This is a genomic window from Pseudoalteromonas sp. C2R02 (assembly GCF_018860845.1).
Taxonomy (GTDB): Bacteria; Pseudomonadota; Gammaproteobacteria; order Enterobacterales; family Alteromonadaceae; genus Pseudoalteromonas.
Genome location: NZ_JAHKQC010000004.1, coordinates 296 through 25,934, shown reverse-complemented (window position 1 = coordinate 25,934; position 25,639 = coordinate 296). Strand labels below are relative to the sequence as shown.

The following is a 25,639-nucleotide window of genomic DNA, read 5'->3' as shown; positions in this document are numbered from 1 at the left end:
CATTTTGTTGATTTTTTAGTGTTTATTGCAATAAATAGGTTAATAGAATTGAGTGAATATTCAAATCATTGGATTTTGATGGTTTAATTAATTTCAATTAAAATCAGTTGCTTATGTTTTTCTTCGTGAATATTCGGATGAAAAGTAAGCTAATGTCATTTTATATCAGTTAAAAAACCACTATTTACTTAACTTAATATTAAATATCTTAGGGGGAGGGGAAAGGGAGGTTGGTTTATGGATGAAAATACAGTTCTTCAAGATGTTTTATATAGCCTAATTGTTTTAGTCGTTGCAAAGATGTAGCAAGTTGAAATGCTTTACTCTGTTTTTTTAAGTTGTAGGGGGTATTATTTGGACTTAAAGCTATGTGGTTGTTGAATGAGGTGTTCAGGGTCTTTTCAGCATAAATAGATCGTTTAGAAAACCCTAAATACATTGGTTTTGGTTCGCCACAGCAAGCGTGGATTTCTAAATGTGTTATATGGTTTGTATTTAAATAATATAAAAGGCTAGCTTTGTGATAGATATAATAATCAGCTTTATTTTCAGAGATAAACTTAACCGCATTTGCAATACTTAAATTTTCTACATATCTTATACGCGCACCTGAATGTTCAATACCTAATGTATTAGCGCCTTGCGCCATTAGAAAAGTATAACTTTCTAAATTGAATTTTAAGTTTAAGCGAGTGTTGTACTTCGAGAGGGATTTTTTAGAAATAGCGATTAATTCATCTTTTAAGCCATTTTTTATAAAATGTACATATGCTGAGCGTTGTTTGTTAAAAGATAATCCAGGATAAAAATCAATTTGTCCTTTTTTTAACATATTTAATATACGTTTTTTAGGTGCTCTTACAACCGAGAGTGTGCAATTAATCTCTTTTAAAGCTTGTTTATATAAATCAATATATAGTCCGTCATGTTGTGGCGCGCGATTGATAAAAGGTTGACGTTCATTTTCTCTATAACCCATAACCATATTACATGAAAAGACATCGCATACTGTAAATGTTGTAATTAATAGTATGATTTGTCTTACCATGTTTTTATATCTCTTGTAGTGATCCGTTATTGTAATGATAAAATCTGAAAGTGATTTAAGAACGTATCAATTTTTTTGAGTGGTCATCTGATTAATGAAACAAAGGTTTTTGTTTTCCACTTAGTAACCCTCGCCAATAACCGTTTGATCTAATAAGTAGTAACTCTCCAGATTTACCATGCTTAATACTTGAATCAACACCGATAATGCGATGAGCATTGTTTGAAATAATGCTTTGATGTGAAGTATGTCCAACAATGACTTTTTCAGCTTGATAATAGTGTAATAAGAGATCTAATTTTGCTGTGTCAATATCACTAAAATATCCACGATACCATACAGGACCATTAGCACCATGAAGATAAGTTTCAATTTCTGAAAAACTGTCTTTATGAGTGGATAGTAAACGGTTAGAGAAAACCTGATTTATTTCAGCAAGCGATAGTTTTTTCCTTATTAAATCAGGATGTAATCCGCCGTGGGTATAGATATGATTATTAATTTTTATAACAACATTTTTATTTCTAAGCCAGTTGCCTAATATTGTATCTTCAGCATAGAGATCAGCTGTAGAAGTCTTTAACTGCTTGGAGACATTGATATATTTGGGGTGTAAATATCGATAATCGTCATTGAAAATCATGACTTCATGATTTCCCAATAATAAATGAAGATCGCCACCAGCTAGTTGAGCTTGGTGCTGTAACTGATATAAAAACCATAAAGATTCAGTAACATATGCTCCTCTGTCAAAAATATCTCCAGGGATCACCAAATGTCCTTTGCCAAAGCGCCAATGATTGTTTTTATCGATGATATTGTGTTTTAGCAGCAACTGTTTCATTAAACTAAATTGACCATGCACATCACTAAAAACTGCAATATCAAAATTACCAGATAGGTAAGTTGCTTCTGTACTTAATTTTGATTCATAAACTGTTGCATTAAGACCGCACTTAGAAAATATGTATGGAAAGCTAGGTTTATAAATTTTATTTGATTTTTCTTGGCTGTTGCATAACCACTTTATCATTAATTCATCATTCGAATGAGTGATAAAAGGGCCATCTGATACTTTGCCATTAGCCATTAAAAAGCCATGGCTTATAAAATAAAAAAAACAGGTACACTTCAGTGCGATTTTTATATGTCGTTGTTTAAGCGCTTTAAACGCAAGTAAAAATGAAATCATGATATTAGGTTATAGCAATTTTATAATTTAAATAGCCTCTTGTTTTTTTATATCAGTAGCAACAGATTAAAGCTGATATCAGCTGGCATCAGCTAAATGCTTGCTAAATCAATACTTTGCAGTTCCTAAAAGGTGTACGTAATTTATTTAATCAAAATTAGTTTCTATAAGCCACAAATCTCCTTGTAATTTATTGTTTTTAACTGCTGTAAACCCGTTAATTAATCTTTGTGGGCGGTATTGCATCTGAATATTAGGGTATTGCTTAATGATAGATGTTGCTTGCGTCTTGAAATCAAATGCAATTAAATCTGCTACTTTCTGATTGGTTGATCTGTTCCATGTAGGTAGATTAAAGTGGAAAAGTTTAGTGTTGTCTACAAACCAGTTTCGATAAATGTTTTCAGTTTTTAAATTAATCACTTGAGGCGAAGCTTTAAAGTCCCAACTAAATATATGACTTTTATTTGAAGTAAGGAAGTATAGCGTTTTTTTATTAGGAGAGAGGCGGCCTTGAAATATATCAAGCTCAGCGCTGTTTTCTATTGGCCTTAAAGCTGTTGGTATAAAGTTATTGAATGAAACTGTATTTAGCTTCCATTGTAAATTATTTTCAACTGAAATTAATAACTCCTGGTTATTTCGCCAGTCTATTATATGTATTGGATTTTTATTATATCTTTTTTTATAAACAGTTTGTGTATTGAGGTCGTAAATCATCAGACCGTATTCAGACTGGAGCTTGTAAGCTGCGACTAAATACTGGTTATTTGGATGCCATACTAAATCATAAATTTCATCGGCTTCAGTATTTTTAATAATATTAGTTTTATTACTTTTCCTAAACCATAAGCTTTTTTTACCAGACCTATTGGTAACAAAAACAAATGCAGTACCGTTATAGTTTACACTTAGCTCTGTATCTTGCGCTTCCGCTTTAGTTAATAAATATCCATCGGTTGAATTGGTTAAATCAAAAATATTGGCTGTATTGATTGTTTGTTTGGCTGTGAGTATAAGCTGTTTAGTATCTAAGCTGTAAGTGATTTCTTGATAACTTTGTAAAGGTGATGCTGAATGCCATATTTGTTCTTTTTTATCTAAATCAAATATATACACACCTTTATTTTTTGTAATTATTATCTGATGGTTACTGATCCATGTTAAATCAAAAATTGTATCATTGTAATTTGAAAGCTGAGTTGTTTTACCGTTCATGTCACTAACAAATAATGCGTCTTGAAATTGAGATTTATTTCTTAAAAATGCGATGTACTCTCCAGAAGGAGAATAATTGGGTAAGCGATCACTATATTGGCTGTGTGGTAAGAAAATGGGATACATCTTTTGTTGTTTTTGATTAAAGGTATAAATAGTGTGATTTTGAGACTGAGCATTAGTTGAAATTGGTTGAGTAAAAACAATTTCATCACCTTTTGGGTGAACAGATAAACCATGACTCATATGAGGGATTTTAAGTAAGGGCTCAGATGTTTTATTACTGAGAGTTATTTTTTCTATTTGTATTAGATTGGTTTTAATATCTTGTGATAACACTGCAATATTATCTGCAGAATTATAAAAGCTAGGGTATAAATAGTGTTTGTTAGCAGCACTGATATCTTCAGCGTAAGTATCAGGTAAATATCTTATTTTTAACTTATTTGGATGATTAACTGATTGTTGAATAAATGCTAAAACCTCACCATTACTTGCAAGTTTAGGCATGCTGTTTTGTTGTGTGTTGTAACTAATTCTTTCAAACTGATGTTTAGCTATTTCAGGATCTTTTTGAAAAGAATAAATGAGAATAATACACCCTAGTAATAACGAGAAGCAAATAGCGACTAAAGATCGTATTTTCTTTTTTTGTAATACAGGTTTTTGTTCTGTTAATGTTTGGGAAGTGGCGAGATGCTCTTCTGAATTACTTGTAGTTGTATCAATAAATCTTGGGTTGTCTAATTCATGTATAGGGACTATTAACTTATAACCTGCATTTCTCACAGTGGCGATAAATTTTGGGCTACCGGCTGTATCACCTAATTTTCTTCTTAATGATGAAATAACCCGATTGAGTGCATCTTCGGTGACCACTTGATTTGGCCAACATGCTTCAAATAAGTCATCTCGAGAAATTGTTTCTCTCGGTTTTGATGCTAAATATTGTAATACCAGCATAGATTTAGGTTCTAGCTTTGAGCTTTTCCCATCTAAATCAGTGATTTGATTCTGATCTATGTCGATTAACCAAGTATCCAACTTAAAATAAGATGGTAATTTATTTGCCATATGAAACCGTTATAGTTAGTACTGATTCATTATCTTAATATAACATCTATAAGCGTATTATATTAATAGAAAACTGTCTTATTCAAATCAAAATAAAAAAAGCATAAGTAAAGTAAAACTTATGCTTTTAGGGCTTAAATCAAAAAATTATAGTTGGGGCTATTAATATGATTTATTGAATCACTAACGAGATAATGATTGAATACTTTCATTAAGCATTTAAAAAGAGTCACTTTTTTATCTAAGTTTACTCACTAATAAGATTGCGATTTGTTTATACAAGTCTATTAATTGAATAAAGTTCTGTTAAAAATTAAAGTAACTTTTAGATTAACAATTGGGGAGAATACACATGTACCTGAGCATATTGATCTTTAATCAGTTTAAGTGAAACGAGCAATCTAAAAGCTACTAGTCGATAATAAAAGAAAAGTTATAATAATAAATATTAAACATTAAATTATCACGCTATATCAGCTAAGGTCAGCTAAGATTAGTTTATTTTTGGTTGATGAGCATGTATTTCCTATATTAAAATTAAACTTTGAGTTTATTAAGCTAAATTAATGATATATATTTTTAGAATCCATTTGTTTTATACGTATACAGCTAATTAAGAAGAAAAGTAATTGGGTTGGGTCTGAGATAGAAAAGTTTTATTGGTAGATGAGGGATAAATCAAAACTCAGATCAGAGCTCGTTGGCGATAATTGATGAATAGAGACTGCAATCACGTTATCACCTTGTCTTAAATGTTTAAGAGCGACATTAAACTCTATCCAGGCATGCTCTATATTTGAGTTTAGAGCTAAAGTTGAATGGTCGAATTTTTCAGGAAGATGTACTGTATAAATGAGTTGTCCATTTAAGTAAATTGCAGCACCATCATCTGCGAGTAATCTTATTTGTGATTTCGTAATATCTTCAAGTTTGTTTATTTTAAATTGCTTGCGGAAATATTGTGTTATGGTCTTGTTGTCTAGGGCTTCGCCATAAGAGGTGGTAGTATTTTCATCTCCCTCGCCATAACCAAGCTGTGCTTGTCCATATTGCCACAATTCATCGGTTTCAATAGCACTGTACCAAAGGGGATTTGGTGCATTGACTTTATCATAATAATACCAATTTTCACTTGGTGATATAAGTTCGTTTCCATATGCTGAGAACGAAAAAGTAATGAACAGAGCTATGATTAAAAATTTTTGCACAACTGGCCTAATTAACGATATTTAATCTAGCTTGATCTTAAATATCAATCTAAGTAAAAGCAAGTGAAACAATTTAACGTTAAATTAACATGCAGTAAGGTGGAGTGAATAATCTACACTTTAATTTTTAAATGGTTATTTTTTTAGCGGTTAGCATCTGTTCTGTAGAAAATTTACAGATAATCAATTTAATGAAGCAAAATTTATTTTACATTAAACTGATAATGCATCGTCAAAGGTAGGTATTAACAAAAATGAAGAGATAAAAAAACCACTTTATCGTGTATTGAAAAAGTGGTTTATTATTAACCTGAATATTATATACAGGTCAACAGCTGTCTTTTATTAACAGTTAAACTATAAACTAAAAGAATAATTTAATTGTAGCGTACGACCAATAATGCTGTGAACTTTATAGTTATAACCTAGGCTACTCCAATCAGTATTGATATCTGGTAGTTTATCGAATACATTTTTAGCTACGAATTTAATTCTACCGTAATCTTCAAAGCTATAACCTATACCCATATCTACAGTTGTCATAGAACCAAAGTCTTGGTAATCCAAGCCATCAGCTTCTTGTGATGGAGACTCTCCACGGAATGAATCTATAAATCTTAATTTAGCAAAAGTTTCAAGACCTTCGTATTGATAATTAGTTGTAAAACTCGCTCTATGTTCTGGGCGGCTTGCGTAGCCAACATAATCATACTGTGGATCTAAGCTTGTTTTTTGAAATTTATATGCAAGTACTTTACTTGCAGAAAGGTCAAATCCAATAGACCCCATATCTTCAAGATCAAACTTTGCGTTAGCAGAAAAATCTAAACCTGAAGTATCTAAGCCTAAATAGTTTGTTGTTGTTGAACCAATTTCTACGATCTCATCTTCACGACCAAGAGCTTCATCACGGGTGACATAGATACCAGTGTAGTTATTTAAGTTTCCTAAATATTCTTCGTCAAGTATCGTTTTACCACTGATTGAACTAATTTGATTAGATATTTCAATCTGCCAATAATCTAACGTAATACCAAAATCTTTTGAAATGTCATAAGCGAAACCAAGAGATACTTGTTCTGATTCTTCAGGTGCAAGGTTTTTATTTGCAAAGGATCTTACTTCAGTTTCATTACTATCACACAGTTCAGAATCATCTTTTTCGTCTGCAGGTACTGGGTTACAATACTTTGGATCGACTAAGCTTGTGAAACTAACACTCTCCTCACCTGTTGCTTCATTTAAATCAGCAACTCGAAAACCTTGGCTGAAAGAGGAGCGTAGAACTAATTCATCTGTTATTTCATATCTAGCAGAGATACTACTAGAAAATTGTCCTTGATCAGGTAGGCTATATGAGTCGTAGCGTGTTGCAGCTGAAATTGTTAATGTATCTAGCACTGGTAATTCAACTTCTGCATAAGCAGAACGATAATTACGGCTACCTACAGTATCACCGCCATAAGCAGGATAAACATTACCAGAGTTTGTTTGCGCATCTTGCTCATCTCTTAAGTTTAAAGATCTAAACTCACCACCAATTGCGTAGCCTATAGAGCCACCTTCTAATTCAAAAGGTAGTACACTTGACCAATCAATTGAGATTGATTTTGTAGTACTTCTACCATTTCGAGTTGATGTGTGGCGAAATGTATCTAACACATCGGTTGTCGCATTAGGGCCACCTGCGTATGCAAGCGGGTTATAGTCACCTTCTTCTATTGCTTCAAGTAGTGCATCTTTAAAATAGTAATATTTTGATTTTTGTTCAAAACTGTCACTACTGTGAGCTAAATTGATTGATAAGCTCCCATCATCGAAATCCCAGTTAATACCTGCATTTATATCTAATAATTGTGTTGCAAAAGTGAACTCTCTAGGTGTCGAACCTTCCATATAATGGTAATAGCGCACATCTTGCTCTGTGTCAGTGCCTGTCGTTGGATTGTTTACATGCCCGGCGTCTAACCAACCTTTGATCCACATAGGAGTAGAAGAAGAAAAGGTTTTATCTTTAGTGTATAAAATGGTGTTATAGAACTCAATATCATCCGTTATTGCAGAAGTGAAATTAGTGAATATTGATGTTTTATCAACTGTTGGTAAGTAATATTTACCTTCTTTCACATCATATCCACAAGTCGAACCGATATCTGATGTGCGCTCAATAATGTTTTCTTCTGGACAGTCAGGACCTGGAGAATAAACATAGTTTTTATCCTCGTCTCTTACATAATAACTTCCCCATGGAGAGTAAGTTTTACTTAAGCGTCTATCATTGTAGTCAGCATCTAAATGCGGGCGTTCACCACCTTTTAAACTGCTATTTGTTTGATGCTCTAATACTACAACAAGCGAGCTTTTATCGTTAGATGTACCGTATGAAAGTGCCCCACCTTGTCTTTCTGCACCACCTCTAGTTGTAGTTGAAGTATTGAGTGATATACCTATACCTTCATAATTTTTTTTCGTTATTATATTGATCACTCCGCCCATTGCATCTGAACCATAAATGGCTGAAGCACCGTCTCTTAATACTTCAATGCGCTCAACAACTTCAATTGGAATTAAGTTAAGGTTGGCGCTTGAGCCATAAAGAGAAGATGATGGAGCAATTCGACGACCATTAACTAATGTTAAAGTACGATTTGAACCTATTCCTCTTAAATCGGATGATGAAAAGTTACCAGCTGAAGTATTAGCTCTAGGTTGAGACGTTCCTGCTGAATTAAAAATGCTTTCAGCTAATACACTTGCAACGTCAGTTAGACCTGTTGCTACGATATCTGATTTTGTAATAATGGTTATTGGTTTTGCTCCTTCGAGGTCAGTACGTTGAATGCGCGAACCTGTGATTTGAATTTTTTCAATTTCTTCAGAATTCTCCTCAGCAGAGTTTGCGTAAGCTGAGAGTGTAGAAATAGTACTTAAAATAGCTAAGTTAATAATTGTTCTTTTATACATCATGTATCCCTTGTTAAATATTATTTAAGCAAAAGTTAATTTGCAAAATATAGGGTAATAATATTTGGACAATACAAATACTGTTATAAACTGATGGGATCTGATTAAACCGAATGGTACCTGATGTAACCTGATTTATTGTAATGAAATCAGGCTTTATCGGCTTTAAAGGGCAGTGATATCATTTCTAGGCAACCCTATAAGTGACGTTTTATATTTTGGGTTGACTGAAATTATCGAATCTAACTAGAGCATTAAACTTGCGTATTCAATGATATAAAATTGAAGTTTCGTTGATTAAGTCTTAGTAGGCTTTTTTGTTTTTACTTTGCTGATAATTCTAACATGTCATTTCAATGAGGCTTATTGAATAATTGTCTGGATTTAAAATGGAATAATAAAAGTTGGATATTACAAATCGTAGATAAACGTAATTAATCGCTAATATAAGGTTTAAGCTAGGTTTTTATTGGGATTTTAATACTAGATGAGTGTGTTTGGGTTTAAAAATGGTGGCCCTTCCCTGACTCGAACAGGGGACCTGACGATTATGAGTCGTATGCTCTAACCAACTGAGCTAAAGGGCCACTTTTTAAAGCTTGCTAAATATCAGCACTGTGATATTTGAAGCGGGTTGAAGTATATGAGTTTTTTTTCCTGTTGTCATCACCTTCAAGTGTATTTTTATCAGATTTTAGTTTGAGTGATGATTTTGTGGTCAGTTAGCGCTTTTTTAATACAAAGTAATCGATAAAAACACACTTTATTTATGATTTAAGGTTGTTTTTTGTTAGATTACTGCGAAATAAATTCACCTATCATCAATCTTAGGTGAGTAAACAATTAATAAACCTAATGCTGAACACTATATAAATTATTGAAGTGCCGCTTATGTTAGCTGCGTATTAATTTATACGCATACTAGTGCTCATTATGCAAATAGGTGCATTAAATTTAACTATGAGGCTATCAATGACGTTTAGAATTGAATTAAAAGTACGTGACTATGAGTGTGACTTACAAGGTATCGTGAACAATGGCGTATATTTTAATTATTTAGAGCATGCGCGTCATGAATTTTTAGCTGCTAATAATATTGATTTTGCTCAGCTGGCTGCTGATAAAATTAATTTAGTAGTTATTCGTAGTGAAATTGATTTTAAATCATCTTTAGTTCCGGGCGATGAGTTTTATGTAGAAATTGTGCCTGAGCGTATTTCTAAAACCCGATTTGGTTTTAGGCAAAAAATAGTCAGATTAAAAGATGAAAAAGTGGCGATTGATGCATTTATTACTGGTACTGCTTTAAATGAACGTGGTCGTCCATTTTTACCTGATTATATAGATTCGGTTTTTCCAACAAAATAGATAAAATTATTGATAGGTTGAAGTGTGATATTCAACCTATCAATCCTGCATACAAGCCTTACAAAATAGCTGTAATATTATTATTTGCTCATTATTTTATTTAGATCGCTAGTCATTTTAAAGTTTAACTGGTGCTTACCTTTTAACGTGAGCATTTGATCTTTCATTGTCACTTCAGACCAATTTGATAACGTATCAATTAACTCACTTTCAATTTTATTGATATCATTACCACATGACTTGCGAGTCATGCCTATTTTATCTATTTTAAATTTGCCTTCTTCTAGCATAGCTTGACCAAAAAATCGGTTACAGCCAGCAAAGCCATTTACACGCATGGCTTCAATAAACTCTATATTGATCACTTGTATTGATTCAACTGGCTTACTGTCAATTGTATTTAATTTAAAATTATGATGTTTTAATTCACTTTCTTTAATTGTTTTTGTCATTTGGCAACCGCTAGTAAATAAAATGCAAACGCTAGCTAAAAATGCAGATAGTTTCATGAAAATACTCAATATTAGTTAATATACATGCTAATTACTTAATAATAGCAAATATACAAAGTCTTGTTTGTTAATTGTTGGATGCTAATTATCATAAAAAGTTTATAAAAATGTTCATTTTGTTATATCGGTATTACTTGCCATACAATCTGAATATAAGTAAGCTCCCCACTAGTTACTTGTCGGAGTGCTCTAATATACATTTTGTATATGTTGAGCTGAGATCGCATTAGCGGGATCCGTGAACCTGAATAGATTAATATCTACGTAGGAAACAAGCGCCCAATTACAATGGGGCTGTTTTCTCCCTATTGTATAAAATGCAATAATGGGTGAAAACACACCAAAAGGGCAATGTACTGAGTGCATTATCTTGTCTTAATACTTACAGTTCACTTGTGCCATTTGGTACTCTCCTGACAAGCCGTCATTAATAGCAATGAGGTTAGTCATGTCAGCAATTAAAAATAAACCGTCACGTCGTGAAGAACGACAATCCGCGTCAGATTATATTTATAATTTAACGGGTCAGCCTTTTCCAAGTTCAGAAAAAATCTATGTTGAAGGTGAAATGGAAGGTGTTCGCGTAGGTATACGTGAAATTACACTTACTGATACTTATATCAGTGGCCCAGAAGATAACCCTGTCGTAGAAAAAAATGATCCGGTTTTAGTGTACGATACATCAGGTCCGTATACGGATGAAGGTTTTGTTTTAGATGTGCGTAAAGGTTTGCCAAAATACAGAGAGCAATGGATTGAGGGGCGTGATGATACTGAATTATTAGAATCTGTGACTTCACAGTTTTCACAACAGCGTATGGCTGATGAAGGTTTAGATCATATTCGTTTTGACCACTTACCAAAAATTCGTCGTGGTAAGAAAGGTAAAAATGTGACGCAAATGCATTATGCTCGCCAAGGTATTATCACACCTGAAATGGAATATGTTGCGATCCGTGAAAATATGGGTCGTAAAGAAATTCGTGACGAAATATTAGCTGAGCAACATAAAGGCGAGTCTTTTGGTGCCAGTATTCCTGATTTTATTACGCCTGAGTTTGTACGTGACGAAATCGCCCGCGGTCGTGCTATTTTACCTAATAATATTAATCACCCAGAATCAGAACCTATGATTGTAGGTCGTAACTTTTTAGTTAAAGTGAACGCTAATATTGGTAATTCATCAGTTGGCTCTTCAATTGAAGAAGAAGTTGAAAAACTAGTATGGTCTACTCGTTGGGGTGCAGATACAGTAATGGATTTATCTACTGGTCGTTATATTCATGAAACACGTGAGTGGATTGTACGTAATTCGCCAGTGCCAATTGGAACAGTACCTATCTATCAAGCGCTTGAAAAAGTAAATGGGGTTGCTGAAGATTTAACGTGGGAAATTTTCCGCGACACGTTAATAGAGCAGGCTGAGCAAGGCGTAGATTACTTTACAATTCATGCCGGCGTATTATTACGTTATGTACCTATGACTGCAAAGCGTTTAACGGGTATTGTATCTCGTGGTGGTTCTATCATGGCTAAATGGTGTTTAGCACACCATAAAGAAAACTTTTTATATACGCACTTTGAAGAGATCTGTGAAATATTAAAGCAATACGATGTGACTTTCTCTCTAGGTGATGGTCTACGTCCAGGTTCTGTATATGATGCTAATGATGAAGCGCAATTCTCTGAATTACGTACTTTAGGTGAATTAACTAAAATTGCTTGGAAACATGACGTTCAAGTATTTATTGAAGGTCCGGGTCATGTGCCAATGCATATGATCAAAGAAAATATGGAAGAGCAGCTTAAGCATTGTGATGAAGCGCCTTTTTATACCTTAGGTCCGCTTACAACTGATATTGCACCAGGTTATGATCATATTACATCTGGTATCGGTGCCGCCCAAATCGCTTGGTATGGCTGTGCGATGTTATGTTATGTAACGCCAAAAGAGCATTTAGGTTTACCTAAAAAGGAAGACGTAAAAGAAGGTTTAATCACTTATAAAATAGCTGCTCATGCGGCTGATTTAGCGAAAGGTCATCCGGGTGCTCAAATTCGTGATAATGCCATGTCTAAAGCACGTTTTGAATTCCGTTGGTACGATCAATTTAATATAGGTTTAGATCCTGAGCGTGCACGTGAATATCATGATGAAACAATTCCACAAGAATCAGGTAAAGTGGCACATTTCTGTTCTATGTGTGGTCCAAAGTTCTGTTCAATGAAAATCTCACAAGAAGTGCGTGATTATGCCAAAGATCTTGAAGATAAAGGCATGGATCCTAATAAATTAGGTGAACCTATCGAAATCCAAATGATTGATGTTGAAGCTGAGATGAAAGCTAAATCGGCAGAGTTCAAAAATGCGGGTGCTGAAATTTACCAGCCAGTGTAATTTGGTTTTTGTAGCGGGGCTTTAGTCCCGCATTTCTTCATTGTGTGAACGCGGCAAAAGCCCCGTCTACAGACTTTATATGAAAAAAAATAAAATTATCATAGTGGGTAGTGGCTTAATTGGCCGACTAATGGCTTTATATTTAGGCCGCCAAGGTCATGATATTCATTTATACGATAAGGCTGATAAAAAAGGTACAGGTAGTGCAGCTCGTGCAGCTGGTGGCATGTTAACGCCTTATAGTGAATCACTTATCGCTGAGCCTGAAATAGTCAAAATGGGCATGCAAGGGATCTCAATGTGGCCAGATATATTGGCTACTTTAGATGAATACACCTTTTACCAACAACAAGGCTCTTTAGTTGTATCTCATACGCAAGATGTCGGAGATATGCAGCGTTTTGTGCGTCATATTCAAACACATTGGTCACAATGTGATATGCGAAAATTAAATCGCAACCAACTTGCTGAACTTGAACCCGAAATAGCACGTCGTTTTAACTCAGCTATTTATTTACCTGAAGAAGGTCAGTTAGGTAATCGAAAACTGATGTCAGCTTTAACCCATCAATTAGACGTTGAGGGTATAAATTGGTATCTAAATAGCAAGATTACTCACCTTTCAAAAGGTAAAATTGTTTGTAATGACAAGCACATTTCAGCTGATTTAGTGATTGATTGTAGGGGCGTTGGCGCAACGGATGATCTTAAAAATTTAAGAGCTGTGCGGGGGGAGTTATTTCAGTTATTTGCACCTGAAGTAAATATCACTAGGCCTGTAAGATTAATGCATCCACATTATCATTTATATATCGCACCAAAACCAAATAATCACTATGTGGTTGGCGCAACTGAAATTGAATCAGACAATACGGGGCCTATGACGGTGCGTTCAGCTTTAGAACTATTATCAGCAGCTTATAGTGTTCATCCAGGCTTTGCTGAAGCAGAAATTAAAGAGCAAGTATCCGCTTGTCGACCTGCGTTATCTGATAATAGCCCTGCAGTTTATAATCAAAGTGGCTTAATACGTATAAACGGTTTGTATCGTCATGGATTTTTATTAGCACCTGTTGTATTGCAGCAAGCATTAGTTGCAGTATCAGAGCAATTTTCATCAAGATCTTTAAATTTGAGTCAAGAAAATCCACTTATTAAACAAGTGAGTTAGCATGAATATATTAATTAATTCGCAAGAACAAACAGTGAATGAATCGGCTTGTTTAGCTGATGTTTTAACCGAATATAGTCAAAATAAAAGTATCGCAGGTAGCTTTGCAGTGGCGCTAAATGCGCAATTTATTGCAAAAGGTAATTACGCTACAACAACTTTAAATGCAGGTGACAAGATAGATATTATGTCGCCTATAGCTGGGGGCTAATATGATTTGCTATATAAACGACATAAATGTCTCACTATTTCAAATAACAGGGGGCTAATATGACCTGGTCTATTTATGGTGAAGAACTCACAAACCGTTTATTAATTGGCAGTGCTTTATATCCATCTCCAGAAATAATGAGTAAAGCAGTACTAGCAAGTGGTTCTGAAGTAATAACATTATCATTAAAACGTCAAAATCCATCAGAGCAAAGTGGTGCTCAAATATGGCAGCATATTCAAAATATGGGTTTAAAGTTATTGCCTAATACTGCTGGGTGTAAATCAGCGGATGAAGTATTTACATTAGCGCAAATGAGCCGAGAAATATTTAATACTGATTGGATTAAGTTAGAAGTTATTGGTGATGATTATAACCTACAACCTGATCCAATTGAGCTGTTAAAGTCTGCAGAGCAATTGATTGCCGAAGGATTTAAAGTATTACCTTATTGCACTGATGATTTAGTGATTTGCCAACGATTATACGATTTAGGCTGTGAAGTGATTATGCCTTGGGCATCACCTATCGGTACAGGCAAAGGATTGATGAATCCATATAACCTAGAAACTATAAGAATGCGCCTACCTGATGCGACTTTAATTTTAGATGCGGGAATTGGTAAACCATCAGATGCCTGTATTGCCATGGAAATGGGTTATGATGGCGTATTATTAAATAGTGCAGTGGCTTTAGCTGATGATCCTGTTTTAATGGCGCGTGCTTTTGCGAATGCAATTGAAGCCGGCAGCCAAGGATATTTAGCGGGTATAATGCCACAAAGGCAAACAGCTCATGCTTCTACACCTACTCTAGGCACGCCTTTTTGGCATGAACAGGTTTAAATCATAAACCGCGTTTATTGTGTTTTATAAATGTTTATTGAAGCTGCACTCACTGACAAAAATTTTTAAGAGGTTGTAAATGAATAAGGTAGTTTGGACTATTGCGGGTTCTGATTCTGGCGGTGGTGCAGGAATTCAAGCTGATGTAAAAGCAATGCAAAGTTTTGGGATTCATACTTGTACTGTTGTAACGGCGTTAACTGCACAAAATAGTATGGGGCTTGAAGCTATCAACCCTGTTGCAGTTGATGTGATTGCATCACAACTTAAAGCCTTAGAACAAGATATGCCTGCAGCGGTTATAAAAATTGGCATGTTAGCAAATGAAGAGCAAATCAAGTTTATAGCGCAAAAAATTCAAGAATATAAAAATACTTGGTCATGCAAGCCTGTTGTTATTTACGATCCTGTTGTTGTGGCATCAAGCGGTGAAAACTTAACTGAAGATGATGTTATACCTGCGTTAAAAGAGCATTTACTGCCTTTAATTGATGTTTTAACGCCAAATACAAGAGAGACACAAACTTTAACTGGGGTGTATTTAATTGGCCCTAGCGCAATAAGAGACGCAGCAGTGACATTTTTTAAAATGGGTATTCAATCTGTGGTACTTAAAGGGGGTCACTGGGATTATCCGCAAGGTTATTGTATTGATTATTGCCAATCAAGTGATGATTTGAGTACGGAATATTGGTTAGGTAATAAAACTTTGGCTGTGCCTCATAGTCATGGCACAGGGTGTAGTTTTGCATCAGCAATGGCTGCATGTTTAGCAAAAGAATACCCATTAAAAGACGCTTTTATTTTAGCTAAAGCTTATATTAATCAAGGTTTAAAAGCGGCTAAACGATTTGGTGAAGGTATTGGTCCGGTTGCCCATTGTGGATTTCCTGAAAATAAAGCTGATTTTCCCCAAGTGATAGAACCAGATAGTTATTTAGGTTTAGAGTTAGATTTAGACCCTATCTCAGCACACCCACCGGCTATGGAATTTGCTAAATGTGATAGCTTAGAATTAGGTTTATACCCAGTTGTAGATACTGTGTCTTGGCTTGAAACTTGTTTAGTAAATGGCATTAAAACCATTCAATTACGTATTAAAGATAAATTAGACCCAGAGTTGGAGTCTAAAGTAGCCCAAGCAGTTGCTTTAGGTCATAAATATAAAGCAAATGTATATATTAACGATCATTGGCAATTAGCGATAAAACATAAAGCTTACGGCGTGCATTTAGGGCAAGAAGATTTATATTTAGCAGATTTAGCGGCAATAAAAATGGCAGATCTGCGTTTAGGTTTATCGACTCATGGTTTTTATGAAATGCTCAGAGCAGATAACTATAAACCTAGTTATTTAGCATTTGGTGCTATTTACCCAACAACAACCAAAGATATGACAGGTCAAATTCAAGGTTTAGAAAAGCTAAAACACTTTGTGCCGTTAATGAAATCTTACCCTACGGTAGCGATAGGTGGTATTGATTTATCGCGTGCTAATGAAGTTGCCCAAACAGGCGTAGGCAGTGTTGCTGTAGTACGTGCTATCACAGAATCAGACGATCCAGCACTGGCAATTGAAAAGCTACAAGCGGAAATTAATTGTGAGTAATACGCCGCTAAGTGATAAAGAGAAAGTTCGTTACAGCCGTCAACTTATGCTTAAAGAGGTTGGTTTTGACGGCCAACAAAAATTAAAACAAGCTAAGGTATTGATCATTGGCGTGGGTGGTTTAGGCTGCCCAGCGGCTTTGTATTTGGTTGCTTCGGGTATAGGTGAAATCACCTTAGTTGATGCCGATAAAGTAGAACTTACTAATCTGCAAAGGCAAATTTTATATAAGATTAATCACTTAGGACAAGCTAAAACACAGGCTGCTAAAAAAAGTTTAGCTAGCTTAAATAATGAAATAATCATTAATACTGTTAACGAACAGCTTTCAGCTGATAATGCTAAAAGTCTGATCAGCAACGCAGATATTATACTTGACTGCTCTGATAACTTTGAAACGCGATATTTGATAAATCGCGACTGCGTTAATTTGCAAAAGGTTTTAATTTCAGCGGCTGCCATAGCAACAAAAGGTCAGTTGATGGCTTTTGATAATCGCCAACAAGGTAATGGCTGTTACCAATGCATATTTGAACCATCAGAGCAGCAAGCAGCACTTAACTGCGAAAACTCAGGAGTAGTGAGTCCGTTATTAGGTGTAATGGGTTCTATGCAAGCGACGCTGGCCTTAAACTATATTTTAGGTCATATGCATTTAAATCAGTTTATAAGTTTTGATGCAATGACTTTTGGGCAACAAAAAATAACATTTTCAGCAAACCCTGATTGTAATATTTGCCAATAAAGCCACTTTAGTCTTTATTAAATCTACTACACATTTTTACTGTTTAAATCAGTATCTTTGACATAAAATAACGCGCATCGCGCTTCAGACAATAATGGAATAAACTTCATCATGAAATTCAAATTTAAAACATCTACATCAATACTTGCCTTGGCAGTTTCACAGGCGATATTAACGCCTGCTCTTGCAATAGAAAATGAAGCTGATATTGAGCGTATTCTGGTTTCAGGTGATTTTAAAAAAGAAAGCATTCAAACTTTAAGCGCTAGTGCGTCAGTATTTTCTAAAGATGATATTGATTTACGTGGCGCTACAGCGTTAGATGAAATTTTAAATGGTGCAGCTAATGTAAACTTTACTGCGGGTGCTTCTCGTGGCCGTTTTATGCAAATTCGTGGTGTGGGTTTACGCTCACAATTTGTTGACCCTATCAACCCTTCGGTTGGCGTAGTTATTGATGGCATTAATTATTCTGGTTTAGGTGGTGCAGCACTGTTATTTGATACTGAACAAGTTGATATTTATCGTGGCCCACAAGGTACACGTTTTGGTGCAGATGCATTGGCTGGCATGATACATATTGAAACAGCAAAAGCGTCAACTGATACCAATTTTAACTTTAAAGTGGGTGCAGGAAATTACAACAGTAAAGATGCAGGTTTCGCCTTTGGTACTGGTATTACTGAAGATACTGCATTTAGATTTAGTGCATATAAATCTAAATCAGATGGTTTTGTCGAAAATGCTTATTTAGAGCGAGATGATACACAAGGCAGAGATGAAGTTGTAAGTCGTTTTAAACTTGATAGCCAAGTAACTGCATCATTGCACTCTGAATTAACCGTTCACTACATTGATATTGATAACGGCTATGATGGTTTTACGTTAGATAATAGTCGTACTAGTGTGGCTGATGAACCAGGACAAGATGATCAAGAAAGTTTAGCCATAGGTTTGGCAAATACTTTTAAGGGTTTTGATAGTGCAGATGTGGCTTTTAATGTATCAGGTATTAGTTCTGAGCTATTGTATAGTTACGATGAAGATTGGGTTTGTAAGGATCCAAATAAGCCTGAGCTATGTTCTGCTGGCTTACATGATTGGGGTTATAGCTCAAAAGATGCATATTATAGAGATCGTGAAGACCGCAGCGCCGAGTTATCTGTGTCAGGTAAACAAGGAGATTGGATCACAGGTCTTTATTATCAAAGCAGAGATGTGGACTTAACTAGAAACTTTTTCAACTGGGATTTATATGCCGAAGATGAATTTACTTCTGTTTACGATACACAAAATGTAGCGTTATTTGGCCAAGTAGAGACCCAAATTAATGATAAAACCACTTTAATTACAGGTCTTCGTGTAGAGCAAAATGACGGGGATTATAGCGATAATAATGCCATAGTAGAAAGCACATCAGATACTATGTTTGGTGGTAAAGTCGCATTAGAGTATCAAGTGATACCTCGTACTATGATTTACACTAGTTTATCTCGTGGTTATAAGGCTGGTGGCGTGAATGGTGAAGCATTAGCCAAAGCAAAAGATGGTGGAATAGGAGAAGATCACGAATTCTTTAAAAACCATACAACATTTGAGCCAGAGTACTTATACAACGCTGAGTTTGGAGTAAGAGGCTCATCGGCTGATAACAGATTACTACTTCGTGTTACCGCTTTTTATATGTATCGCGATAATATTCAATTAAAAGATTGGAATATTAAAGAAACAGATGGCGGGCAAGAGCAGTTCACTGGTTTTTATGCTAACGGAAGTAGTGGTACTAACTATGGCTTAGAGATCGATGGTTCTTACCAACTAACTGATCGTATTAGCTTAAATGGTAGTTTTGGCTACTTAGAATCAGAAATTAATGATTATGTAACTTCATCTGGTGTTGATCAAGATGGTCGTGAACAAGCGCAAGCGCCTAGATATCAATATTCTGTTAATGCTAAATTTGATGCCACTGATGCGATATACATGAGTGTAGGCATTGAAGGTAAAGATGATTATTACTTTTCAGATGGTCATGATTCAAAAGCTCCAAGCGTTAACTTAGTGAATGCAAAAATGGCCTATTCTCAAGATGATTGGGAACTAAGCGCATGGGCACGTAACTTATTTGATGAAGAGTATGCGGTACGTGGCTTTGAATTTGGTAATGATCCACAAGATGGTTACGAAACACATACTTATGTGCAATACGGCGAACCTATGGTTGCTGGCGTAAGCTTTAACTATAACTTTTAATTAATTAGTTTAATCAAACTGTAGATTCAAATATGAATCTACAGTTTACTAAGGATAATATATGGAACTTTCTGTAGAAATTAGCAAATACCCATTAAATCAAGATTACATTCCGTTTATTAAAGACTTCATCGATAGATTAAATGCGCATGAGGGTTTAAAAGTGATTACTAATACCATGTCGACTCAGATTTTTGGTGATTATGATTTAGTTATGAGTGTATTAAACCAAGAAATTAAAAAGTCTTATGAAACTTTTGGTAAAGCAATATTTGTATGTAAATTTATTAATGGCGATTTATCTCCAGAATGAGTGATTTAAACTGGACACAAGTTATCACTGATACTTTATCTGGCTTTACTGCTATGTCTCATTGGGAGTATATCGCTGTTGTGTTTTCCATCGCTTATCTTTTGTTAGCGGTAAAAGAAAGCTTGTGGTGTTGGCCTGCAGCATTCTTTAGTACTTTTATTTATACCATTTTGTTTTTTAATGGTGCTTTGCTAATGGAGTCACTATTAAATGTGTATTACATGGGCATGGCTGTTTATGGTTGGACTGCATGGCATAAGCATAATAAAGGACCTGATTTAATAGAAAAAATGGAAGTGTCTATTCAATCTTGGGGTTTTAAACGACATCTTAAAATCATTGCTATAACCACTTTAGTTTCAATTGCAGTCGGTTATATAATGTCTAATTATACTCATGCTGATTTTGCCTACTTAGATAGTTTTACGACCTGTTTTGCAGCAGTCACAACTTATTTAGTCACTCAAAAGGTGCTTGAAAACTGGTTATACTGGATTGTAATTGATGGCGCTTCAATATATTTATATGTTGAAAAAGGCTATTATCCAACTGTTGTACTGTTCATTTGTTATACCATAATGGCAGCATGGGGTTTTAGTACTTGGTATCAAGAATATGAAAAAAACAGACTTGATATAACCGATAATCAAGATATGAAAAACGCAGTTTAATGGAAGAGGTATCAGACTTTTTTTATCACTTTAAACCTGATGAAAAAATCCTTAAAGCAACATTTTTACCTACTGGGCTCAGTAATATTAATTATCATATTATTACTGAGCAACAACATTATTTATTAAAGTGTTACCGTAATGCATTACCTATAGCACAGTTACTTGCGCAAAAGCAATTAGCAAAAAAAGATATTGCGCCACAGGTATACGGTTTTAATAAAATAAACAATACAGCTTTATTTGATTACGCCCCTGGTGAGGTTGTAGATAACATATCTATCACAACAATTGTTGAATCATTAATTCATTTACATCAATTCCCAACAGGCTCTGCTTGTTTGGATTTAGCCGCACACTTTTCACCTTATAAACAGTTAAACGAATATAAAACATTTGAGCATAAAATTAACTTAGCTTTATCTTTAGTGAGCCAGTTACCAAAAACTTTAGGTTTTTGTCATAACGATTTAATAAAGAACAATATTATAAATGAAGGCAACAGGTTTGTGATAATTGATTTTGAGTATGCACAAACTAACGATGTATTTTTTGATTTAGCTGCGATAGCGTCAAGTTATCAATTTTATGAACAGCAAAAATCACAGTTAGTGAATTTATATTGTCAGCAAGGTAACTTAACGATTAATCGTGAGTTAGCAAAAAACAAGCTAGATATATTTAGCTTTATTTATAATGCATTATGTTATTTTTGGTATATAAAGCGTGGGTTTGATGAGGCAGCCATACTTGCTTTATCACAATTGAATCAAAGTGAATTTAAAAGCAAGTAGGCTTTTATGCAGGGGTTTGCTATATAATTAAAGGCCACCAATACGCTCAGCGAGCTCTTTATATTTTTGTACATCACCATCATCAAAAAGAGGATCTCCTGCATCATTATTTTCTTTTGCAATTAATAAATGCTCTCGTTCTAAGCGTTTTACACGTTCTTCTTTGACGCCTAAAAAATCGGCAACTTCTAGTATTGTCATTAATGCCATTTATCTCTCCTAGTTTTATAATTAGCCAATTCATAAATCAGACTATTTTAAGTAAAGCTTACTAACGGCAAAAAGTATAGTGGAATTATTAAGCAAATAGAATCAATAAGCTGGCATTTAACTTTGGTTGGCTTTATTATACGCCTGTAACCCTCTACAGTACTTAGGTATGATAAAAAATATTTTACTGTAATTTATAAAATGCACCCTTAGCTCAGCTGGATAGAGCGTCGCCCTCCGGAGGCGAAGGCCGCAGGTTCGAATCCTGCAGGGTGCGCCATTTATCTTCTTTTCTAAAATCACTCTATACTTAAAAATACATCCTTTTATTTGGTTTTTATATGGCCAAAGATAATCCATGCGTTGGCAACTGTTGCCTGTCGGAAATTGATATTTGTTTGGGATGCTTTAGGCACTTAGATGAGATTTTGTCGTGGAATACAATGAATGACAAACAAAAACACGCTACTCTATTAGAATGCAATAAAAGAAAAGAGCAATATTTAGATCATGTTAAAACGGATTTTGATCGTCGATAATAGCAGTGTATTAGCAATGCGGGTCAAGGTATTGCTAGAGTTAGTGGGCTGTGAAACTTTATTAAATCATTTTTTAGAAATAGAAGATGTGCCTAAAAATGATTTGATAAACGATCATTTTGATATGATAGTTGTGGTTCACGGAATTCCACTTTCTTTAGTGCAGGAATTAAAAAATAATTTTAAAGAAATCCCCTTTTTGCTTGTTGCACCTCACTCACAAGATGCAAAAATTTCCTCCACTTTTGCTGAATTGCATCAACTTTTACCTTCTTCCCAAATGATTTATCCATTTTTTGATAATAAGGAAATTATAGGTATTTTAGAGGAAGAGTTAAGAATTAATAGTGCAGAGGCCGAAATATTACTGCCTAAGGTACTGTTAGTTGATGATGATATTCAGCGGTTAGAAAAACTAGAAAAAAGCCTTAAAGGGGCCCATTTAGATGTGACAACAGCATCTGAGATTAAAGAGGTTATTGAATTAGCTAAAAATCGAAAGTTTGATTTATTAATATCTGATTTTAATATGGCCAAATGCACCGGAATTGATGTTTTTAGACAGCTAAAGGTAATTAACTCAGATTGTCGTTGCTTATTGGTTACTTCAAAACCACATCAGAGTGCACTGATAGAAGCGATACGTATTGGTGTTGAGGATGTTTTAGAAAAACCACTTAATGAAAGTGTATTGTTGCAAGCCTTGCATAAAGTATGGCAAACAGAATTATTAAAACGTAATAATTTAGAGCTAGTCGAACGGCTTCAAGATACGGTTGATGCGTTAATCGAAAAAGATAGCTTACTTAGGGTGATATATAAAAACACCCCTGATGGCATCGTACTGTTTGAGCAGTCAGGTAATATTTTAGAAGCTAATGATTCATGTGCTTATCTATTTTCAGCTTCAAATAAAGATTTAGTGGGTAGCTCTATTTATTCGTTGATAGATATTGAGTCTGCTGAAGAAGTTAAAACTGCTATTTTTCAGGCTGGAAGCAATAAGCAGTTCAGCTGTGAGCTACAAGTTTTATTAAAAGATGGTTTAAAGATCCCTTTAGCTGGATCGTTTTCTGAAATAGATTTTCATGGCGAAATTGCTTTTGCGGCTATTTTAAAAAATGTATCGCACTTAAAGCATAAAGAAGAGCTGCTCAAAGAAACCAAAGATATGTTAGAGCAAAAAGTGAAAGATCGTACTTCAGAGTTGGAACTTGCAAAAGATCAAGCTGAGCAGGCTAATCTGAGTAAATCAGACTTCTTAGCGAATATGTCCCATGAATTAAGAACACCTATGCACTCAATATTGAGTTTTTCTCGCTTTGGCTTAGATAAATTAGAATTACAGCCGATCCCCATTGATAAAATGAAAAAGTATTTGTCACGAATTGAAAGCAGTGGTCATAGATTATTAACTTTATTAAATAACTTATTAGATCTTTCTAAATTAGATGTCGGTAAATTTCCATTTTATCCTGAAGAGCATGATCTTTTACCGATTATAAAAACCAGTATTGATGATATTTCTGGTTTTGCGCTAGAACGAAATATCAAGGTTGGCCTAGAGGCTAATTTATCTCAGGTAATGCTAAATTGTGATAGGGATCAGATATCACAGGTACTCAAAAATATTATTTCAAATGCCATTAAATTTAGTCCTGATAATAGCGAAATACAGATCAATGTTTTTGATAGTAAAGGTAATGTAGAAATTAAAGTAGAAGATCAGGGGATAGGGATACCTGAAGATGAGTTAGAGCTTATTTTTAGTAAGTTTTCACAAAGTAGTAAAACCAATAAAGGTGCTGGTGGTACAGGTTTGGGTTTGGCAATATGTAGAGAATTAATTGATTGCCATCAAGGTACGATTAATGCGCAAAATAATATTACACAAGGAGCCTCCGTTATCATTGTTTTGCCTAAAGCAAGATGAATTGGGTACATTCAACTGAAAACTGGAGAAAGTAAATAAGCTTAACTATGCTTGTTTTAGATTAGTATCTTATTATCTGTGACTGTCACAAATAAGGTATTGAACTGTATAGATTATTTAGGGAGGAATAATGGTCCAGAATAGAATTTTAGCTGTAGATGATGAGCCGTATAATTTAGAGATAATTGAAGAAATTCTCGAAGACGACTATCAACTACACTGCGTTAATAGCGGTCCTGAATGCTTAAAAATAGCAGAGGAATTTAAACCGCGAGTAATATTGCTTGATGTAAGTATGCCGAATATGGATGGTTATGAAGTTTGCCGAAAATTAAAAGAAAACCCCGCAACTTCAGAAATTGTAGTGATGTTTGTATCAGCGAGAGGCACTGTTGAGGAGCGTATTGCAGGTTACGATGTCGGAGCAGAGGACTATATTGTAAAACCTTTTGGCAATAAAGAATTACAATCAAAATTATCAAGCCTATTTAAGGTGATTGAAAATCGTGAAATATTAGAGCAGCAAGTTGAAGACGCCACTTCTGCGGCTTTTAATGCCATGTCATTATCAAGTGAAATGGGTACGATTGTTCAATATATTGAAAATATAGGTACGATTGATGAACCAAAAGAGTTGGCAAGTGCATTGAGCCAATGCTTAAAGAGTTTTGGTTTAAAAACATGTAGTGCTTTTTTAGTTGATAAAGAAGTTTCTCACTTTAGTTCAGAAGGTATATGTTCACCTATGGTCATAGAGCTTTTTGAATTACTTAAAAACAAAGGGCGTTTATATGAATTTAGCCCCAGGATATTAGTTAATTACCCCACTATCAGCCTATTAATACTCAATATGCCGTTAGATGATCCTGAAAAATTAGGTCGGATCCGAGATCATATCTGTTTTATTGTCAGTGTTACCGAGCAACAATTAAATGCAATTTTAACCGCTAGGGTTTTAAAGTACCAAAAAATGCAACTAAAACGCGCTTTTGCTTTGGTAAAATCTCGCTTTGAAGAGTTAGTGTGTGTACTTAATTTAAGCCATGAAATGAACGAAGCGATTTTTAGAGAACTACAAGAGGAATTTGAAAACCGCATTCCTTATATGGGTCTAGATGAAGATCAAGAGCTTTATATTTTCAAAAAAGTAGATACAACAATTCAAAAATCAGTCGCTCGGGAAGATTTACTAACCGATGTTAAAAGTGCTTTTTTTGAAATAGAAGATGATCTTTCGCATATTTTGGACTAGGTTTGAGGGACTAGGCGCTAGATTTGAAATTTGAATATAAGGCTATTATCTCAAAAGAGCATGAACTCAGTGTTTTCATATGTCATCTCCGAGGTGTTTTATCGGAGATCT

General features: G+C 34.6%; 21 protein-coding genes, 2 tRNA genes and 1 riboswitch. Of the genes, 15 read left to right on the top strand and 8 right to left on the bottom strand.

Annotated elements, in window-relative coordinates:
* Positions 1–235 precede the first annotated feature (235 nt).
* From KO527_RS00230 to KO527_RS00205, 6 genes are all read right to left on the bottom strand, one after another.
* Positions 236–1,048, bottom strand: a complete 813-nt coding sequence (locus KO527_RS00230) for a transporter substrate-binding domain-containing protein (RefSeq protein ID WP_216038423.1) — start codon at positions 1,046–1,048, stop codon at positions 236–238.
* Between the two features lie 91 nt (positions 1,049–1,139).
* Positions 1,140–2,138 carry a metallophosphoesterase gene (locus tag KO527_RS00225; RefSeq protein WP_216038422.1) on the bottom strand — a complete coding sequence of 333 codons (999 nt, stop codon included), beginning with the start codon at positions 2,136–2,138 and terminating at the stop codon, positions 1,140–1,142.
* Positions 2,139–2,387: 249 nt separating this feature from the next.
* The gene (locus tag KO527_RS00220) at positions 2,388–4,532 is read right to left on the bottom strand and encodes a winged helix-turn-helix domain-containing protein (protein WP_216038421.1); all 2,145 of its coding nucleotides are present in this window, start codon (positions 4,530–4,532) and stop codon (positions 2,388–2,390) included.
* 656 nt (positions 4,533–5,188) lie between these two features.
* Positions 5,189–5,740 (bottom strand): hypothetical protein, encoded by a 552-nt coding sequence (locus KO527_RS00215; RefSeq protein ID WP_216038420.1) that lies wholly within the window; start codon positions 5,738–5,740, stop codon positions 5,189–5,191.
* Between the two features lie 357 nt (positions 5,741–6,097).
* Complete coding sequence (locus KO527_RS00210) at positions 6,098–8,704, bottom strand: TonB-dependent receptor (protein WP_216038419.1); 2,607 nt, start codon at positions 8,702–8,704, stop codon at positions 6,098–6,100.
* A 510-nt stretch (positions 8,705–9,214) separates the two neighbouring features.
* Positions 9,215–9,291: transfer RNA gene (locus KO527_RS00205), tRNA-Ile, on the bottom strand.
* Positions 9,292–9,676: 385 nt separating this feature from the next.
* Here KO527_RS00205 and KO527_RS00200 point away from each other — a divergent pair.
* Positions 9,677–10,072, top strand: coding sequence for an acyl-CoA thioesterase (locus tag KO527_RS00200; RefSeq protein WP_216038418.1), 396 nt, complete (start codon positions 9,677–9,679; stop codon positions 10,070–10,072).
* 80 nt (positions 10,073–10,152) lie between these two features.
* Here KO527_RS00200 and KO527_RS00195 read toward each other — a convergent pair whose 3' ends face one another.
* Positions 10,153–10,524 carry an META domain-containing protein gene (locus KO527_RS00195; RefSeq protein WP_216038417.1) on the bottom strand — a complete coding sequence of 124 codons (372 nt, stop codon included), beginning with the start codon at positions 10,522–10,524 and terminating at the stop codon, positions 10,153–10,155.
* Between the two features lie 230 nt (positions 10,525–10,754).
* Positions 10,755–10,872: riboswitch (TPP riboswitch) on the top strand.
* A gap of 160 nt (positions 10,873–11,032) precedes the next feature.
* On the opposite strand from KO527_RS00195, the gene thiC reads away from it, so the two are divergent.
* The 10 genes from thiC (at position 11,033) to KO527_RS00145 (ending at position 21,594) form a co-directional block, all read left to right on the top strand.
* A complete protein-coding gene (gene thiC / locus KO527_RS00190) occupies positions 11,033–12,982 on the top strand; it encodes a phosphomethylpyrimidine synthase ThiC (RefSeq protein ID WP_216038416.1) in 1,950 nt (649 codons plus the stop codon).
* A 79-nt stretch (positions 12,983–13,061) separates the two neighbouring features.
* Positions 13,062–14,153 carry a glycine oxidase ThiO gene (gene thiO / locus KO527_RS00185; RefSeq protein WP_216038415.1) on the top strand — a complete coding sequence of 364 codons (1,092 nt, stop codon included), beginning with the start codon at positions 13,062–13,064 and terminating at the stop codon, positions 14,151–14,153.
* 1 nt (position 14,154) lies between these two features.
* Complete coding sequence (thiS, locus tag KO527_RS00180; protein ID WP_216038414.1) at positions 14,155–14,364, top strand: sulfur carrier protein ThiS; 210 nt, start codon at positions 14,155–14,157, stop codon at positions 14,362–14,364.
* A 59-nt stretch (positions 14,365–14,423) separates the two neighbouring features.
* Entirely contained in the window at positions 14,424–15,209 is a 786-nt protein-coding gene (locus KO527_RS00175; protein ID WP_216038413.1) for a thiazole synthase, read from the top strand.
* 79 nt (positions 15,210–15,288) lie between these two features.
* Complete coding sequence (gene thiE, locus KO527_RS00170) at positions 15,289–16,818, top strand: thiamine phosphate synthase (protein WP_216038412.1); 1,530 nt, start codon at positions 15,289–15,291, stop codon at positions 16,816–16,818.
* Positions 16,811–17,563 carry a HesA/MoeB/ThiF family protein gene (locus KO527_RS00165; RefSeq protein ID WP_354668588.1) on the top strand — a complete coding sequence of 251 codons (753 nt, stop codon included), beginning with the start codon at positions 16,811–16,813 and terminating at the stop codon, positions 17,561–17,563. The genes thiE and KO527_RS00165 overlap by 8 nt, the downstream gene beginning before the upstream one ends.
* A 111-nt stretch (positions 17,564–17,674) precedes the next feature.
* Positions 17,675–19,816, top strand: a complete 2,142-nt coding sequence (locus KO527_RS00160) for a TonB-dependent receptor (protein WP_216038411.1) — start codon at positions 17,675–17,677, stop codon at positions 19,814–19,816.
* A gap of 61 nt (positions 19,817–19,877) precedes the next feature.
* A complete protein-coding gene (locus tag KO527_RS00155) occupies positions 19,878–20,129 on the top strand; it encodes a YkoF family thiamine/hydroxymethylpyrimidine-binding protein (protein ID WP_216038410.1) in 252 nt (83 codons plus the stop codon).
* Positions 20,126–20,800 (top strand): nicotinamide riboside transporter PnuC, encoded by a 675-nt coding sequence (pnuC, locus tag KO527_RS00150; RefSeq protein WP_252733299.1) that lies wholly within the window; start codon positions 20,126–20,128, stop codon positions 20,798–20,800. The genes KO527_RS00155 and pnuC overlap by 4 nt, the downstream gene beginning before the upstream one ends.
* Positions 20,800–21,594, top strand: coding sequence for a phosphotransferase (locus KO527_RS00145; RefSeq protein WP_216038409.1), 795 nt, complete (start codon positions 20,800–20,802; stop codon positions 21,592–21,594). Before pnuC ends, KO527_RS00145 begins: the two co-directional genes overlap by 1 nt.
* Before the next feature lie 27 nt (positions 21,595–21,621).
* Here the strand turns inward: KO527_RS00145 and KO527_RS00140 are convergent, their stop codons facing one another.
* Positions 21,622–21,804 carry a hypothetical protein gene (locus tag KO527_RS00140; RefSeq protein ID WP_042151359.1) on the bottom strand — a complete coding sequence of 61 codons (183 nt, stop codon included), beginning with the start codon at positions 21,802–21,804 and terminating at the stop codon, positions 21,622–21,624.
* Between the two features lie 203 nt (positions 21,805–22,007).
* Here KO527_RS00140 and KO527_RS00135 point away from each other — a divergent pair.
* The 4 genes from KO527_RS00135 (at position 22,008) to KO527_RS00120 (ending at position 25,528) form a co-directional block, all read left to right on the top strand.
* Positions 22,008–22,084, top strand: a tRNA-Arg gene (locus tag KO527_RS00135).
* 61 nt (positions 22,085–22,145) lie between these two features.
* Positions 22,146–22,343, top strand: coding sequence for a DUF1289 domain-containing protein (locus KO527_RS00130; RefSeq protein WP_216038408.1), 198 nt, complete (start codon positions 22,146–22,148; stop codon positions 22,341–22,343).
* Complete coding sequence (locus tag KO527_RS00125; RefSeq protein WP_216038407.1) at positions 22,315–24,276, top strand: ATP-binding protein; 1,962 nt, start codon at positions 22,315–22,317, stop codon at positions 24,274–24,276. Before KO527_RS00130 ends, KO527_RS00125 begins: the two co-directional genes overlap by 29 nt.
* Before the next feature lie 130 nt (positions 24,277–24,406).
* A complete protein-coding gene (locus KO527_RS00120; RefSeq protein ID WP_216038406.1) occupies positions 24,407–25,528 on the top strand; it encodes a response regulator in 1,122 nt (373 codons plus the stop codon).
* Positions 25,529–25,639: the final 111 nt, after the last annotated feature.

Coding starts and splice junctions, on each gene's coding strand:
- KO527_RS00230 (WP_216038423.1), bottom strand. CDS start 1,048: ATGGTAAGACAAATCATACTATTAATTACAACATTTACAGTATGCGAT.
- KO527_RS00125 (WP_216038407.1), top strand. CDS start 22,315: ATGTTAAAACGGATTTTGATCGTCGATAATAGCAGTGTATTAGCAATG.
- KO527_RS00130 (WP_216038408.1), top strand. CDS start 22,146: ATGGCCAAAGATAATCCATGCGTTGGCAACTGTTGCCTGTCGGAAATT.
- thiC (WP_216038416.1), top strand. CDS start 11,033: ATGTCAGCAATTAAAAATAAACCGTCACGTCGTGAAGAACGACAATCC.
- KO527_RS00145 (WP_216038409.1), top strand. CDS start 20,800: ATGGAAGAGGTATCAGACTTTTTTTATCACTTTAAACCTGATGAAAAA.
- thiE (WP_216038412.1), top strand. CDS start 15,289: ATGAATAAGGTAGTTTGGACTATTGCGGGTTCTGATTCTGGCGGTGGT.
- thiS (WP_216038414.1), top strand. CDS start 14,155: ATGAATATATTAATTAATTCGCAAGAACAAACAGTGAATGAATCGGCT.
- KO527_RS00195 (WP_216038417.1), bottom strand. CDS start 10,524: ATGACAAAAACAATTAAAGAAAGTGAATTAAAACATCATAATTTTAAA.
- KO527_RS00210 (WP_216038419.1), bottom strand. CDS start 8,704: ATGTATAAAAGAACAATTATTAACTTAGCTATTTTAAGTACTATTTCT.
- KO527_RS00155 (WP_216038410.1), top strand. CDS start 19,878: ATGGAACTTTCTGTAGAAATTAGCAAATACCCATTAAATCAAGATTAC.
- KO527_RS00220 (WP_216038421.1), bottom strand. CDS start 4,532: ATGGCAAATAAATTACCATCTTATTTTAAGTTGGATACTTGGTTAATC.
- thiO (WP_216038415.1), top strand. CDS start 13,062: ATGAAAAAAAATAAAATTATCATAGTGGGTAGTGGCTTAATTGGCCGA.
- KO527_RS00225 (WP_216038422.1), bottom strand. CDS start 2,138: ATGGCTAATGGCAAAGTATCAGATGGCCCTTTTATCACTCATTCGAAT.
- KO527_RS00200 (WP_216038418.1), top strand. CDS start 9,677: ATGACGTTTAGAATTGAATTAAAAGTACGTGACTATGAGTGTGACTTA.
- KO527_RS00120 (WP_216038406.1), top strand. CDS start 24,407: ATGGTCCAGAATAGAATTTTAGCTGTAGATGATGAGCCGTATAATTTA.
- KO527_RS00160 (WP_216038411.1), top strand. CDS start 17,675: ATGAAATTCAAATTTAAAACATCTACATCAATACTTGCCTTGGCAGTT.
- KO527_RS00140 (WP_042151359.1), bottom strand. CDS start 21,804: ATGGCATTAATGACAATACTAGAAGTTGCCGATTTTTTAGGCGTCAAA.
- pnuC (WP_252733299.1), top strand. CDS start 20,126: ATGAGTGATTTAAACTGGACACAAGTTATCACTGATACTTTATCTGGC.
- KO527_RS00175 (WP_216038413.1), top strand. CDS start 14,424: ATGACCTGGTCTATTTATGGTGAAGAACTCACAAACCGTTTATTAATT.